Raw genomic sequence first — 16,878 nt, 5'->3', positions numbered from 1 at the left:
TTAAAAAGATTTTAATGCCAATTCAACTAAAGCCAAATCTTTTTGGATATCAGTTCTAATTGTTTCAAGTTCCTGTATTGCTTCATCACCTTGTAGTTGCATCAGATCATTTTCAACTTTTTTAGTAGAATTTTCTAGAAATTTTTCTATGACTGTTAAGCTATTCGTAACATCTGTTATATGTTTCGTGGGCAATTTGCCTAAAGATACTGCCAGTTCTAAACCTTGTTTTTTTTCATTATCACTAATAACTCGCACCAAGTTACTAATTGATCTAGCTTCTAGAATAGCAGTAGCCGCCTGTATTTCATGTTGATCTCCTCGTAATGTTGCAGATGAAATAGCAGTTTTTATTGCTTGATTCACCTGCAAAGCAGTTACCTTGCCGTCTAATGTGTCCCCAAAGGTTTCCTTCATTCTTTCTGTCCACTTCAATTTATCTAAATGCTCGGCCTCTAGCACTTGGCATACTTGTTTTTGTAACATATCTGAGCATTTTATTAATTTGTCAAATGCACCTATCTTATCATCTGGAGGTAAGGTTAAATTACTCAGATCCAAATTCAGAACATGATTATATACTATTGAAGCATCCACCATTCTCACACGATTTCTGGTTTCACCTTTTATGATAGACAGCCTTGCTAGTGCTATACTTTTTATTTCTTCTCTATGAAGAAGTAATAATTCAAGTAATTTGGTCCACTCTGATGTCCTTACGCCACTTGGTAAAGAGATAGGGTTAAAAAGAACTTCAGTTATGCCTTCAGAAGAATTATTCTTAACTGCTCCCCCTATTGCTGCAGTGATTGCGAGCACATCCAAAGCCAGAGGAAGAGGATCAAATGCTTCATTATTCAAAGGGATTTCACGCATCTGCTTAATCAGCATAGAACACCATTGTTCAAGATAACGGGCAGAATAACGTAAAAAGTCAGATCCTTTATTAAATTCCCAGTGCTTATAATATTGGTAGTAGATCAATCCTTGAAGAGTAAGTGCCGTATCTTTTCGTTCATTTTCCCTAAGCGGTAAATTCAAACGAATTTGACCTAAAGCTTGCTTTTGCTGTGTAGATTGAGATTCAAAATTTATACTTCGTTTTGACCATAGACCATTATCTTGAAACCATTTCTGATTTATTTGCTCAAAATCCCAGTTAATATAATCATTAATTGCCTCGAATAAAATATCACGCATAAATTGTGTATGGTTTTGACTTAAAGATCCTCCATTAGCCCATTGATCGAGGGTCTGTATGCGTTCCATTAAGGATTGTGGTAAGTCGACTTCAAGTAGCCTTGATTTAGACTCAATCGTCTTTTCATAATTTTGCTTATTCTCCAGAGGCTGCTCATTTACTGAAGACTCATCTTTTGTTGTCTGATCAGCACTAAATTCTCCGTTTGCTTGTTGACTTCTTGCCTCCTCTTGTAAGAAAACTTTTCGATTTTGTAGAGTCGGAAGGTTGAATGCTTCATGAATAAAAGGATGGAAATCAACTACTTCGTATTCTTCTGTCCACAATTCAATTAAAGCTAGTCGTCGGTCATAATGAACTGGATCAAGGCGTTCTATTTCATTTTGGACTATTGTGGAGAGTCGATTTATGGACTTGCCACCGAAATGGTCGAACAGCGCCGATGAAGGAAATTGCCCTTCTCGTATTGGTTCTGCGTAATTCTCTACAATATAGCGTAATACTTTTCCTATTAAGAGACGCGGATTGAAGTTCTCCTCTTTGGTTCCTCTCTTGTACATTGTGTAAAGCGCCTTTTTGTTAAAAGGATAAAATCCAATCCCGTCTGTTTGTCCGAATGCTTCATGACATGATTCAACAAAAGTGCAGTCCTCACATGCAGACCTCAACGGTTTAGTGTTCTCTTTTTCTAAAGCCCACTGCCTAATATCTTGCTCAGGAGTACGCAAAGCATTTAGATATTTGGCAGAAAATCTCTCTACCTCTTCCTGTGGCACTAAGTCTTCTCCAACATCAAGCGTTACCCTGAAAGATATTCTTGTTAGGACAGTGTCTTCGAACCTTTGGAAATATCCAGTTGTACAACCAAGAGCAACGCGCATATTACATAGTTTGTCTTCTTCTTCTTCTTCTTCTAATGCTTTGGTATCATTATCTTTAGCAGATGTATAGATAAGCGCATCAAGTAGTTGATAATCAATACCTTGTAACACCGTAAAATCTTCTATGAGTAGAATAAGTTCAATGTTTTTAGCCGCTAATTCAATGCGTACCTGTTTCATGATTTTCACTAAATCGGTGCTAGACAAGCTAAGCATTGTAGAAATCGCTTGATCCAAATTTTGATTGATCCATTCCACTGCCTGCTGCTGTAATGGATAATCTGCTACAAGTTCACTATAAACATCCCGAGCATCTTCACTCGCACGGTTAATATATGCCATATTTATCGGTAAATCCTGAATAGTAAATTCTCGACGTTCATTTAAACGACCTCCGTTACCACCAACAATATGTTCAGCCAACTGATGGATAATACCATCTTCTTTAAACCACTCGGGAATGAATGCCGGATCGCGAAATAAATGAGGGAGATTTTCCATGAGATACAATTCAGCATCAGTTAAGCGTTCAACCGCATGGTTACCGTTCTTACCAATCACAAGAGTAATGTTGTTATGTAATATTTCTTTTGCTTGTTCGGACGTTATATTGCCTACTGAATGTCGCACACGTTGCCGATATTCCTCAAATACTGGGTCTTCAAGATCCTCCAATATCATAAGGATGATTTCTTTAAGGTTTGTTAACCTAGGAATAAGCAGGACCTTACGGCCTTTTTTATCTATCTTTGCATGTAACCAGCGAACAAGATGTGATTTCCCCGTTCCTGATTCTCCAAGAATAGGAACAAACATTTGATCTTTTCCAGATGTAAAGTTATTTAAGAAAGTCGCCTCATCGTAAGGTGCACCTTTGTCGTGAACTTTTGGACTTGCCGTCTGTTTGTACATCTTAATTGGATGGTGGGTAGCGAGAAATAAGTGCTGCTGAACATGTAGCGCATCCTTATCCATGACTTTATATACTTGCTCTGTCTGCCAACATAACAATGGCTTCAAATCTCTTCCACCTTTCCATTCCATGTTATTTCAGAATAACGGTGTTTTTTCTCTTGTGCTGTTAAAACGTAGACGTCTGCATCCGATTTCATCCTCAAATCAACTATGCCTTCGTCTTGCAATCTTAGCCAAGCATAAGAGGTTGTTTGCGATAAGTGACCTTGAAGCAGTGCTTCCGTTCCATAGGTATTCTTCACCTTTTCTCGATAACTACCATGCTCGAATACTGGGCATAACTTTGCCAATCTATGAACAACCGTATCTATAAAATGTGTTCGACTGTCATGAAATAGCTCAGGCAGAAAGTACCGAATTACTTTTGTAGGGTCAGGCATCAGTTGTTTCAATATGCGAGTAGTAAAACCTAAATACAGAGACCAATCCTCAAACTGACCGTAACGAGCATCACTAGAACATTCCATTTTGTCGTTTAATTGCTTTAATAATGCTTCTTCAACTTCTTTCCAATTACCAGGTGCCCGATATGGGTTCTGTGTCAAGTACCATGCAATGATTCTGCCTAAATCTTCATTTTGGTCTTCCTCGGAAAATAAAACTCTTTTTCTAATGACATGTGGCAGAAGAATAGCTACTTGGGAAGATATTGATCCCTTTGGAATTGTTGTATCGGTTATTTGAAGGAAATTATTCTCATGCTTAATAAGTCCAAGTGAAATCATCTCAGGAATTGTTTTTCCAATAAAATCTGTTTCATTACGCTCCAAATTTGGAGAAGCAAAAGCTGACGGCATAATCATCCTCTTTAGTAAATCAATTTCTAATCGTTGTCCATGCATTTGAGCAATCAGTGCATAAATAGCGTATATACGTGCTGGGGATGCCTCAGGCGTTTTAATCAAACTCATATTCCGACCTCCTGTCTAAAAACATCATACTGATAAAATCGTATATTCGAGGTATTCTGCAACATCGTTGCAGGACGCAATGGATTCTCCATTGTATTAGAAACTATAAAAATAACAGGGTGTTCCTTGACGGTTGGCTGCTCCATCCAACGAAAAACATTTACTGAGTCTTCTGGCTGTTCATTAATAACTAGTGTAGGTATCTGCCACTTCATACGTGCAAGACGTGAATGTTCACTTAAAGAAGATGTAAAGAAGATATGCCGTCGTGACAATGCTTCATGTTCCTTTATCCATTGAATCCATTGTGAATCTGCTACGATATGCCTTATGCCTTGATGTAGAAACCATTGAATTGTCCTAAACATGTTTTGTTTTTCTCGCATGCTGTACGCATTTTGCAAACTTCCTTTTTTTTCTTTAAACAATAACAACTGATGTTGGACAGGATCTAAGTATCTTTGAAGTAATTCTGTTGTAGTGTTTTCAGCAGGCCATTGAAGCGGGTACGATGCGCCCGGAACTCCTCTAGGAAGTCTGTTCTCTCTTCGACATGCCGGACATCCTCCGCAAGCCGGTACAGCGATAACAGAATTTTTTGTATATATTCCATCAGTATGATCATTAATAGAATAGAGCTCTTTTAACACATCAGAAACACATTCTTCACCTTTCAATAACCTATTAATAAGATCGAACTCTTCTCTATCATTTCTTCTGCTCGACTTTCTGTAATTTTCCACCTCATCCCAAAAACTCTCTTCTTGATGATGATGTTTTAATATCCGCACAACTCGTAAGATTTTATCATTTGAATCTGAAGACTGCCCTCTTACTCCCCAATCAAATTCAATTATCCCCATACGAGACATCATTGTTAAAATACGAAGGTTCCACTGTTCGTTATAATCATTTCTGCCATTTATTCTTTTGGAAAGCTTACCAATCGGAAATAGAAAAGTATCTATTTCTCCTGAAAGTTGTTGTTTTCGTGCAAACATCCTATCCCAGCGAAGACGGCCTTTTTCTACCCCAATCAACTGAGCGGCACTCATTCTACTACCGCGACTAACATCTTCTTCATCATAAATTAGAAGTGAAAGGCATGCATTCCCATCTCGACCACCACGACCTACTTCTTGATAAAAGCGGTCTATGCTCTCAGGAACACAGGCATGGATAACAGCGCGGACCTCAGCTTGGTCAACGCCAAGTCCAAATGCTGATGTAGCGACAATGATATCCAATTGCCTTTCGCTCCATGCTTGAATAATTGCTTCTCTATCATCTTGTCCTGTATTTCCATGAAAAACGCGAATCCGTTCGTATCCATCTGCCAGAAGTATTGCATATAAATCTTCGGCATCCTTAATTTCAGTGGTATAAACGATAAGAGGACGTGGTAACATTCGGATTGCTTCCAATATCTTATTAATTTTCTCAATTCTACTTGTACACTTTGTCATCCAATAAGCTGGTTCTGGTCGAAGAGTTACCGATGAGAACATCTTAAGTTGTACCGGACTACCAAATAGAATTTGTAGTGTTTCAAAACAATCTTCGGTCACCGTCGCGGAAAGTAGTAACGTACGGAATGGAGTAACTGAATGACGCAACATCATCCTGCGCCATCCTGCAAGTTCTTGAAAAGCAGGGCGAAACCCCTCACCCCAGCCTGTAACAATATGCGCTTCATCAATGACTAACATTTTGAAGTAACCACGTTCAGCAGAAATCTGGAGTGAATAATCTAATGATTCAAGTACACTTTCGGGAGAGGCAAATACGACTCGTTGTGTTCCATCCATTATTGCTTCTTGAATTTCTTTATTTTCTTTTTTTCTTGAACTGCTGGAGAAATATGCAGATGGCCGATTAATCAGTGGCATTAATGCACGTTCCTGATCCAAAGCTAGTGCGACGGTCGGTACAACGACGACCGTAACTCCTTCTTGTCTAGAGAACAGAAGAGCTGGCAATTGACCACACAAGCTTTTTCCAGTTCCAGTAGGAAGGTTTAATAATATTGTTGCATCTTGAGGTGAAGTAAGAATAGTGCGCACCGCAGCACGTTGTGCACTACATCGGTAATTCAGTCTGTTAACTTCCTCTAAAAATGGGTCTCCTTCTACTTCCTTCATCTCATTACGTGGTTTCAAAGCAAACAATGGCCTTTCGGGACCTATTTCTTCGGCTTGTGGGAGCCATTTAGGCAACCAAGTCTCGGCACACACTAAGTACGAATCCTGCTTTTCATCCAATATAACGATTCCAACTAATTCATACATTAATTCATTCGGCCAGTTGGTTGTGCGAGGGACACGCAAGAATATGCGTTGCCCTCCATTTATTTCCGATTCATAACGTAAAACACCTCGAATCAGGACTGCTATATCCATCCCAATGGCACCACTCTTGATTGCCTGAACAAATCTTATGATAAAGGGATTGTTTGGTTCAAAGATGAAGTTTTCATTTAGAATCCATTCCTGCAGTTCATCAAATTCGTTCAAAATGTGCTACCTCCTCTTTTCCCTGACTTTAACAAATCCCTCCCTGATAAAATTATAAATCCTGCAGAATCCAGCTGAACTTTGGGTTGTTTGATACCCTGGATTAAAGCTTCATACTGTTCCTCATCAAATCCGTCATAAGTTATCAAATCACCTTCGTAAAGCTTTCTCATTTCCACTTGAACTTTTAGATAATTGAAATGGGTCATTGCAACTTCTGCTTTTGTTCGACACTTTTCAATAAATTTAGGATCCTCATTTAAATATTGACGCGAATCGGATGAAATCATAGCACATATCTTCTGCCATTGCTTTGTTGAGAATGCATCACGTATTACTTGTAATCTATCTTTTATTATGCTCGTATCGGTTCCACCGTCTTCTACATCACAATAGGGTCTAGCCAGTAAGTGCTCATGTTCCTCATCGACTCTATTGCCTTGATAATCAAGTGTAACTTCGACATAAGTAGGCTCGAAAAACTTATCCAATAGTCGCTGGTACACTTTTGAATCAACTCGAAGACCCTTCGCCTCCAAAAATTTCAATAAGGGTTCAAGGTCCCCCTCTACAATGTAATGGAGACGAAAGCCAAGCCAATCTGTATCTTGTGTCCAAGACTTTACTTTCCTCCAAAATGCATAAGTTTGTCCGCGATCATCCTTACGTAGATATCCGCTTAGAATATCAAAGAATGGATCACCAAGACGAAACAATTTGTAGTTGTTGTTCCTTATCACAATTTCACGGTCAAAACAACCTGGTCTTTCCATTTGGTCATTCAGAGCAACCAAGTGTTGCGTAGGTAAAAGCGTGCCTAAAGCAGCCTTGTAGATAATTCTGCCTCCATTCTCAATTTTTTTAAATCTCATGGCTTCGCATACCCAAGGCTCTATTGATTGCTGTATTCTCTCCGAATTACTTTCGTGAAGAACTAACTGATCAAAGAAATTACTTGCCTGTTGCTCACGAGCATCTATTTCGTCAATAATCTGTTGTTCAGCAATCCGCACTTTCTCATCATGAATACTAGTGCGAATTCCCTCCATGCTCTTTTCCAAACCCGGCAATCCAGTCACATAAAGATTACGTAAAACATCGGGTAGAATAGCATCAATGAAAAATTGCAAAGATGATATTGAATCATTATAAATATCTAAACCTTCTTTCAAAAATCGATGCCAACCCCACTGATAATTCACTTCTGCGTCCGGCCCAGTTAGAACTGAAATTCGAAATGGCTTATTACGCCCAAAACGATCAAGCCGTCCAATGCGCTGTTCCAATTGATTTGGAGCAAATGGCACATCGTAATGAATCATTTCATCAGCGAACTGGAAATTACGACCGATTTCACCGGTTTTATCACACACGAGTATCTGACACTCGCTTTTATCTCGAAAGTTAGTTGTTACTAATTCAATCTGCTCTCTATTCAATCCCATAAAATATCCGCCTACAGCTTCATCACCAAACATTTCTTTTAGGAATTGAGTAACATGCTTGCAGACCCGAGTATGTTGGGTGAACACCACAATTTTACGAGGAGACATTTTTTTTTGTTGTGCCCGTTTTTGAGTATGTTGGATCATTGTTGCTAGTAATTGTTTTTTATCTCCCATTTCACTTGGGTAAGCAAATACTCTCAATAGGCGATCCAACATCTCCGGTTCTCCCTCAAAATGCGGAGTCTCAACAAGATACTGCAAATTAGTTCCATAGAAGATATCAGACATATCTTCTATCAATTTTCGTTCTTTACGAATTATAACTAAATCACGAAGTAAATTTTCATCTGTGCATACCGCTTCAAGAAGAGACATCCAAATATAAAAGCGAGGGGACGTAACTACATGTTCATCGTCCCATATTTCTCTCTCCGCTGCCCACGATTCTATACGGTAGTCATCCAAAATAAGATGAATTTCTTCCGTTCTTTCATCCAAATCCCATTCTTCCATAACAGATAACTCTCCCCTATGATGTTGAAATAAGGATGTTTCGTTATCTCTTCGATTGCGGAGCATCCGACGATGTAAGCGATAGGTTTCTGATATATGTATCCGAATTCGACGTATTAAACCCTTCCGTTTTTCTTCATACTCAGGATCCAAAGACAATTCCAATTCGACTAATAGCGACAGTAACATTTTATCTTCACTAAAGAGCATTCGGAAGTTTTCAATCCGCCGCTTGATTAAGAATGGCTTCGTCTCCTCCCGGAAAGACAAGAGGCTCTTGCCTACCTCTTGTCTTTTATCTATTTTGTACCTAAAGGCATCAATATCCTCCAAGCGGTGTTGATCGGGATCCAGAATATGCAGCATAGATAAAAACTCCCATTCATTGTTTAGCACTGGGGTAGCTGATAACAGAAGCAATGTTTTGGCACGATGACACATCTTTTTTAAAGTATCGTATCGTTTTTGCTTAACAGGGTCCTTAGAGAAGGCCATCCTTGCTAGTTCGTGTGCCTCATCTACAATAATAATGTCTGGTATGGGGTTGTATTTATTATCAATAGATTCTAGCCCAGCAAAGTGAACGCGCCCAGGAAACTGATCAATTAGACAACGCTGTGTTAATTCTTCTTCCCACTGGGTTAACAAAAAAGTAGGAGCCAAAATAAGAGCGCGATGATTGGGATAATCCAAAAGCTTCTGACGAAGAATGACTCCTGCTTCGATGGTCTTGCCCATTCCGACCTCATCTGCAAGCAAGTATCGAGGTACAGGGTCCTCCAAGACGCGGCGAATCACTTCGACTTGATGAGGCAGTATTACAATGCCAGAGGAGATCAATCCTGTCATCCCGCCGGCAGCTGCTCGCTGTTCTATTAACATCTGTAAAAATGAATTGCGTCTCTGATAAAAAAAAGACGTTTCCTGTCCTAGAATCGACAATACTTCCATAGGATTAGTGGTAGAATCAGCGCATCGAACATTCAATTTGTTTTCAGGAATATATGCGGAAAATGTATCTGGAAAATCCACTTCGTATTCATTATCTAAAATACGGAGAACACGGCCCATCTTCCATTCTTCTTTTTCTTCATCATAGTAATAACATCTGGTTTGATGGTCCAAAGTAACTCTTTCAATGTCTGTCAATGGATGAATGAGGACTTCCTGCTTGTTGATAGAGTGAAAATAGGTTACTTCCGCTAACTTATTCTCTTGCGAATAAGAGGTTAGTTTTCCTATGCCCATTTCATTTGAAGCAACTTTTACAAACGAACCGACGTAGATTCTTCTCACTTTCGATGCCCCCAAGTGTGAAACAAGGCCCTACTAATTTATAGTAGGGCCTTGATATTTTTCAACTATTATCACTATTGACAAAAGCCCCCGATGATAATTCAAAAGTACCAAATTCATACTGATTAGTCAATGAGCATTTGCATAGTCTTCCAATTTACCAAACCGTGTCTTCTTACCTAGGCTACAAAAAGCTTTTACATCAGATTTGAGGAAGTCGAACCCTATCTGTACCTAATCTAGAAAGTTCGGAAGAAGCAGATAGGACTTCATCCTTCCAGGACCATTTATCGGAGTCCACGATATTTACCTTTAACTTCTCTCCTCCACTAATTAAACAAACTACTTGCTGTGCACGAGTAACAGCCACATAAAATATTCGTGCTTCCTCCTCTAAATGATTAGCTTTATACTTTTCAATCCACTCCTGATAGCGGTGCGATGCCCCCTTTCGCCCTGGAAGGCATAGATCCAAACCCCAGTTATCTTCTTCTATATCGAAGAATATAGGCTGCTGGTCATCATTCAACAAAGGTCGCTGAATCCCTGGAATAATGACTATTGGAAACTCTAGGCCTTTTGCGGCATGAACTGTCGAGAATCGAACAGCATTCTTTCCTGTAGTATCCTCATCGCCTACATCTGCCTCGTCCATAGTTTGACCTGTAAGAAGCGCATTCTGGAATCGTTCAAAAAATTGCTGCAGCGTTAGTGCTTCGGCATTCATCTGTTCTCTCGACCACATGATAAGTTTTTCTAAGTTTGCAATAGCCTGAGCATTATTCTGTAAAGCATAATACTCCCGTATACGTGTAAATTCATACATCTGTGTAAGCAGGTGCGGAACCAGATCTATTTTTATCCTTCTCCGGAAATCTCGAATTCCCTTAAGCCATTCTGCACACTCCGGAGTATGCTCTAACCAGTCGCATAACGGCGAATCAGAATCGGTCTGACGATAGATATGGACAGGTGCTCGGAAGGGTAAAAAAGGTGTTCCGAGCGCCAAATCCAGTGAGACATCATCCCGGTATTTCACGATTGCTTGTAACATATAATAACAGTTCACAATTTCCCGCTTGCGAAAAAAACCACCACTTATATCTGTTACAAGTGGAATTTCAGGTGCTAATTTTGAAAATTGCTCTTCATATTCAATCAATTGTTGATTTGAACGAAATAGGACACACATGTCTTTATACTGAACTGGGCGTTCCCCCTCTCTAGGGACATCTATGGATTCCTGCAGATACTCCTTAACCTTGTCGACAGATTCTTTAACCCACTCAGTTCTGTCTTTGCTGAAAACGTGATTATATTCAAAAGGAACCAATTTATCGTTAGGTACATGTGCTTCCGCAGGGGTTATTAGAACTTCTTGCATGACACTATAACGAGACCCCATATTTCTAAACAAGGCTGCCTGGGCTTCATTTAAGGGTTTCGTCGGCCGACGAGATGCATTCAAAGATAGCATAGGCACCTTATGTTCATCTGCCATCTGCTTAATAATTGAATCATCTGCTCCACGAAATCCATAAATTGCCTGTTTTCGATCTCCAACGACAAGTACATGCTTAAGATGATTGATTAGTTGATCGACTATTGCTTTCTGTAAGCGGTCTGTATCTTGAAATTCATCCACAAAAAGATATTGAAATCTGCTTCCTAGAAGTGGAGCAATTATATCTCCTTGGCTTTTCATCATTGAAGCGGCTTTATGGAGTAAGTCATTGGAGTCAAGTCCTCCCAAAGAATCTTTAACCTTCCTATAGTTCTGATCCAAATGAAGCAAGATAGTAGCAACAGCCACTCGATAAGGTCGGCCCTCATCGTGAGGTTGATTTAAAGTTTCCTGATAGATCACTTCGATCTGTCTACCGTTGCCACGAATCCGCTCATACCACTCTTCAACCTTCCCACGCATTTCATGTATTGCCCAAGGAATCAGATCGGATCGAAATAAAACTTGCATGACTGGATCCGTTACTGCATAATTCATTGTCTCGTCCAATGCCGCAAGTAGATGTCGTCTGGCAATCAGGATTTCACTTTCATGAGGAACATTTTCCTGATAACCAAAGGTTCTCAGCATCATAGAGCAAAAGCTGTGTATGGTTCCGATGAACGTGGAGGATAAGCGTTCCTTCTGTTTAAGCCAGAAATTACGTTCAGTTTCATTGCCCGTAGATTCAGAGAGCCTTACAAGGTGGTCAACACCTTCTTCCAAACGCATCCGCATTTCATCAGTAGCCTTATTAGTAAAGGTGATTAACGCAAAGTCATCGATGGAAGTAGTCTGTCTGAACGTATCGACCAAATGGAGAACAGTTGCCACCATTACACGCGTTTTTCCAGAGCCCGCTCCCGCGGAAACTACAGTGATATTGTCAGAACCAAGCACATGGTCAACAATACACAACTGCTCTTCAGATAACTCGATTCCTCCACGTTTATTTGTCGCCATTATATTATAAATATTACCAGTCATCTTACTCCTCCTCTCTAATTCCCAAACATTCCATCCTTACCGGGCAGGTTGTACAATGTTCCCCTGCATGCTTCGGGAAATGATTCTGTTCAATCGATGTAATCCACTGTCCCAGTTGTTCTTCCGATGCTTGTTGATGCATCCGTAATCCACGCGTAACATCATTGTTCACAGTATCAAACTGCTCAAAGACATGAGCTTGTATAGTTCTACGCCACCATGAAACGGCATGGTACTGCGTTTCAAATACATTAATCCCACCGACCTCAATAAGTTTGGATTGTCTTCGCTCATTAGGGGTCTGAACTTCTTCTTTCCTCAACTCACCTGGTAGAAGCCATTCATGGCATAAATCATAATCCATCAAAGGAACTGTTATTTTGTAAGCATTTAGGTAGTACGGAACATTAAACGATACTATTACGTTGTCATCGTTCGGAAGTAAAATATCAATTTCTTCCCTGTTACCAGCAAATATACGTGTCGTAAACTTTCCCCGTATTTTTGCATGAAACTTTAATTGGTTCTCAACCTGTCTTTCGATAGCAATCCAAGTCGTTGCCTCAAATGTTGGAAAAGTCTCTTGTACTTGATTCTTTACTCGTTCTTTAGCCTGTATTAAAAATCGATACAATTGTTCAATTTTTTCATCTTCTGAAGACACCCTCAATGGATTCGGCCATACTCCGGAATATTTAACTAATTCATCATATATTTTGTCCAACCAGATTCCTTGAGCAACAATGTTAAGTTGCCATGCGCTTCGGTAAACACGCGCCTCTGGATGAAGCAATTCTAAACGATAACGAAGTGGGCATAAGCCATAATGAGCAAGCTCATTCAATTCGTAGTTTCTTCTCCTGGCAGCAGGAGCAGAAGGAAAGATTGGTGGTACCTTAGCCAGAGTTATGTCTATTTGATCTAAAATGGTCCTAACACTGACCTGTTTATTCATCAAACGTTCAATCTCGCCTAAATATGTGCTTTTCTGGTAAGAGCGTTCCCCGTCCTTTAGAGAATACGATAACCATAATAAGTTTTGCGCAGCACGAACGACTGTTAGAAACATATAGCGTTCCTTCATTACATGCTCTTCACGTTTATCCTCGTAGAATGGCCACGGTTCCGAATACAATGCTGGGGTATGCTGGCTATCAACTGCAACATACATAACTGCCGCTTTATTCAGACCATCCAATGTTTCAGGAGTGACAACTCGCAGGATATGATCTTGATCATAATTATCCTCCTCTTCTTCATCCTTTTCCTCTGTAGTCCCTCGAGTCATGGCATGGAGTGCTTCACCGAACTCATCGGAAGTAATTTCAATGGAATAATACTCACTCAACCCCTTAAATACTTCCTGAATCTGTTCCAGAACCTCTTGCTCAGCACGCCGTAAACGCTTAGGCAATAACTTGATCAACTCCGCTTGTAGTAAACGAATGTGATCTGCTATTCTCTTCTGCCCTGTAACAAACAACCGAGCACATACATTCTCAAGCAAAGCCACGACTTCTTTCCAACGCGTGATAGTACGATGATCTAACAAATGTAAAGGCAAGCGTTCATAATCGGAACCCGAATTCTCGACAAGTCGATCTAGGACCGCTTCCCATTGCTGCCTCGTCTCACATTTACTAAAAAACTGGTGCTTTACGGCTCGGAAAAGCGTGGTGGAATCCTGAAGGCGAGCTCCAAGCCAACCTGACGCGAGTACCGTCTCCATTTCTTCCATTGACAAGCGTAAGTGCCCATCCTCCCAAATTCGGTATAATGTAAGGACGAATCTACCGACAGGTGTCAATAACAGTAAACGTGGTGGAAATAACAATGTCACCTCCACCGGTTTATCGCTACCCTCCGGGTAATATATCAAAGGATTCATCGCCAGATGATCTCGAAATCGATCAAGGAATTCCTTTGATCTTCTCATCACAACAGCAACTTCATTAGGTTTAAATGTGCCAGCCTCAAACCAATTACGCAACTGCTCGATGCAAGCTTGCATCTCTCGATCTCGATTAGGGTACCGCTGCATCGTTATATTCGAAACATTTTCCGTATAAGCAGATGAATTATCAGAGAAAAGATGCTTCTGTAAGTGATGCAAATCTTCTCTCTCACTTATATGCGGTGTGCTTAAGGGCTTCCTCATAAGATCTGGGATTAATTTATAAGTGTTCTGAATGACTTCGAACCCGTTAATCTGCGGATCATGCATTGGCACGATAAAGTACAGGTCGATTTTATTCTTTATACAATTTTGAATAAAGAGATGTTGCATCTCCGTCAAAAATGTAAAACCCTCCATGATGACAACGGGTTTCGGGGTAAATTGACGCAGAAGGAAATCTCGTCCAGATCCATCAAACAAAGAAAGACCTACTCCCTCCAATCCATCGTGAAAAGCTCTATGGATATCGACCAAATAATCTCCAAGTTGTGGGTTAACTAATTGCTCCAATTTCTCTTTTGGGAGATCCATATTACGAAGATCTATACCTTGGACAGATAAATCATATAAAACACGTAAGAATGAAGCGCTATCTTTATGAAATAAGTCGAGTAGCAAGGGGGAGCCACTTGCTACTGTTTTAAATGCACGCTTCAAAAATGTTTTTTCTTCTCCGCGTGTAGCAAACCTCCAGTTTGCTTGTCGTAATTCATTCCGGATGAAATCCCCGAATAAAGCACTAGGTTTCCGTTCCAATTCACTTTTCTGATGTTCTGGTATAAGAGCTCGCCGTTCATTGGCCATTGCTTTAGTCGCAGTAACATAAATATATGGTCTTCCTGCAATCAGTTCTCTCTGTATAATCTCATCTGCAGGACGTGAATTATCGTAAGTACACAAGTAATGCATTAGGGACCCTCCTTTTTTTTCACGACCGCGCCGGTAACTTTTATGTTACCACCTGAGAGATATTTTAATTCCATAGTTCAATTTCGTCAATGAGGAACGTACATTCGTATACATTACAAAAAGAAGACCACCCTTAAATTAGGGTGGTCTTCTCCATATAGATGGCAGCATCAGTTAGAAATTGAGTTATCATTTTTCGCATACAACTAATTTCAAATCTAAAACATCCAATATTTTAATGAGCGTATCAATATTATAATTTGTGTCACCGCTCGTTATCCGTACAATTTGTGGATGTTTCATCCCTGTCATTTCAGCTAATTTGCGAATTGAGATCTCATTAAATTCCAAACTTTTTTTTATTGATTTTGATATTTCTACTTTTGGAAAGGTCTTTGGTAAATTCAACTCTTCTCCACTGTGAACAACATAATCATTCTCCTGATGTTCAGTTGTCATGATGTTGTTCTCCTTTCAAGCAACTACAAATATCGTTAGTAAACATCGTACATATACTTCATTCTTTATTCATCATCTCCCTTTCCTTTAGATTTAATCCGTCTCACATCACTTACTTCTACTCATCTCATCATCAATATGTCGTATGGTGGTTTAGCTGATCGAGGAGGTTGCTGCCTAACCCCCTCGAGAGCGTAACCTCCTATTCTTATCTCCAGACCGGTGTGGTTATTTCGAACTTATAAGGTCCTTCTTCCACTCGCTTTAAGGTGAATTCTACTGCGGTCTCTGCATTGAAACGAACGAATAATTCCCAATTGCCTCCGTTACGCTTGCATCTTCTGCCCATAAACGATTTGTTTAAGCCAAAAGCATCAAGGTAAGCAAAAGCTTCAGATATTTCTCGTTTTTCAACTGCAGTAGCAGACACCAGAACGGAAAACACTTCCTGTGAGAGGATAAGAGTAGGAAACAGTTGGATAATGTGTTTCATATCCGCCAGTCCCTTCATACATATTGAGATGTCAAAGCGCGATAACAAAATATGCTCCTATGGTATCATAACCGTTACCAATCGTCAACATAACTCAAAATAACAGATGTATCAAATTTCTTTTAAGTTTCAACTTATGCGATTCATTTTTTTAAAATCTGCCCTCTAAAAACTCTTCCAGTCCCCGTTTCCTCAGGATGCATGCAGGACATTCACCACAACCATCTGCAATAATTCCGTTATAGCAAGTCAACGTATTCTTGCGTATATAATCGAAAGCTCCCAACTCATCAGCCAGCTGCCATGTCTGTGCCTTGTTTAACCACATTAATGGCGTATCTATAACAAATTGATAATCCATAGATAAATTTAGTGTTACATTCAGAGATTTTATAAACACATCACGGCAGTCTGGATAGCCACTAAAATCCGTTTCACAAACTCCTGTTATAATATGCTTCGCACCGATCTGTTTAGCAAGAATGGCTGCAAAAGAAAGAAAAAGTAGATTCCGACCATCTACAAATGTCGTTGGTAGTTTACCTTCTTCACTTTTTATTTCAATATCCGATCTTGTTAAAGCATTTGGAGCCAATTGATTCAGCAAAGACATATCCAGTATATGCTGCTTAACGGAAAGATCATTCGCAATTCTCGTCGAGCATTCGAGCTCCGTAGAATGCCGCTGACCGTAGTTAAATGTTACAACTTCGATTTCACTGAAACGTTGTTTTGCCCAAAACAAACAAGTTGTGCTATCTTGTCCACCACTGAATACAACAATGGCTTTTTTATTTTCTCTATTAATTTCTCTTTCCATACACATTACCC

General features: G+C 39.8%; 9 protein-coding genes. All 9 read right to left on the bottom strand.

The window, feature by feature from the left end; all coding sequences use genetic code 11:
- The 9 genes from dpdH to queC all read right to left on the bottom strand — a co-directional run bounded on the left by dpdH (position 1) and on the right by queC (position 16,867).
- The gene (gene dpdH / locus MHH60_RS20435; RefSeq protein WP_143766737.1) at positions 1-3,126 is read right to left on the bottom strand and encodes a protein DpdH; all 3,126 of its coding nucleotides are present in this window, start codon (positions 3,124-3,126) and stop codon (positions 1-3) included.
- Entirely contained in the window at positions 3,099-3,968 is an 870-nt protein-coding gene (gene dpdG / locus MHH60_RS20430; protein WP_076136705.1) for a protein DpdG, read from the bottom strand. The genes dpdH and dpdG overlap by 28 nt, the downstream gene beginning before the upstream one ends.
- Positions 3,965-6,481, bottom strand: a complete 2,517-nt coding sequence (dpdF, locus tag MHH60_RS20425; protein WP_076136703.1) for a protein DpdF — start codon at positions 6,479-6,481, stop codon at positions 3,965-3,967. The genes dpdG and dpdF overlap by 4 nt, the downstream gene beginning before the upstream one ends.
- Complete coding sequence (gene dpdE, locus MHH60_RS20420) at positions 6,478-9,738, bottom strand: protein DpdE (protein ID WP_076136701.1); 3,261 nt, start codon at positions 9,736-9,738, stop codon at positions 6,478-6,480. The genes dpdF and dpdE overlap by 4 nt, the downstream gene beginning before the upstream one ends.
- A 202-nt stretch (positions 9,739-9,940) precedes the next feature.
- The gene (locus MHH60_RS20415; protein WP_256715168.1) at positions 9,941-12,229 is read right to left on the bottom strand and encodes a UvrD-helicase domain-containing protein; all 2,289 of its coding nucleotides are present in this window, start codon (positions 12,227-12,229) and stop codon (positions 9,941-9,943) included.
- A gap of 1 nt (position 12,230) precedes the next feature.
- Positions 12,231-15,095 carry a hypothetical protein gene (locus MHH60_RS20410; protein WP_076136699.1) on the bottom strand — a complete coding sequence of 955 codons (2,865 nt, stop codon included), beginning with the start codon at positions 15,093-15,095 and terminating at the stop codon, positions 12,231-12,233.
- A gap of 189 nt (positions 15,096-15,284) precedes the next feature.
- Positions 15,285-15,554, bottom strand: a complete 270-nt coding sequence (locus MHH60_RS20405) for a helix-turn-helix domain-containing protein (RefSeq protein ID WP_076136697.1) — start codon at positions 15,552-15,554, stop codon at positions 15,285-15,287.
- 208 nt (positions 15,555-15,762) lie between these two features.
- Positions 15,763-16,047, bottom strand: coding sequence for a hypothetical protein (locus tag MHH60_RS20400; protein ID WP_179088920.1), 285 nt, complete (start codon positions 16,045-16,047; stop codon positions 15,763-15,765).
- A gap of 151 nt (positions 16,048-16,198) precedes the next feature.
- A complete protein-coding gene (queC, locus tag MHH60_RS20395; RefSeq protein WP_076136783.1) occupies positions 16,199-16,867 on the bottom strand; it encodes a 7-cyano-7-deazaguanine synthase QueC in 669 nt (222 codons plus the stop codon).
- Positions 16,868-16,878: the final 11 nt, after the last annotated feature.

It is taken from the genome of Paenibacillus sp. FSL H7-0716 (assembly GCF_038002705.1).
GTDB classification, from domain to species: Bacteria; Bacillota; Bacilli; order Paenibacillales; family Paenibacillaceae; genus Paenibacillus_AQ; species Paenibacillus_AQ odorifer.
This window is presented reverse-complemented; position numbering and strand designations above follow the sequence as displayed.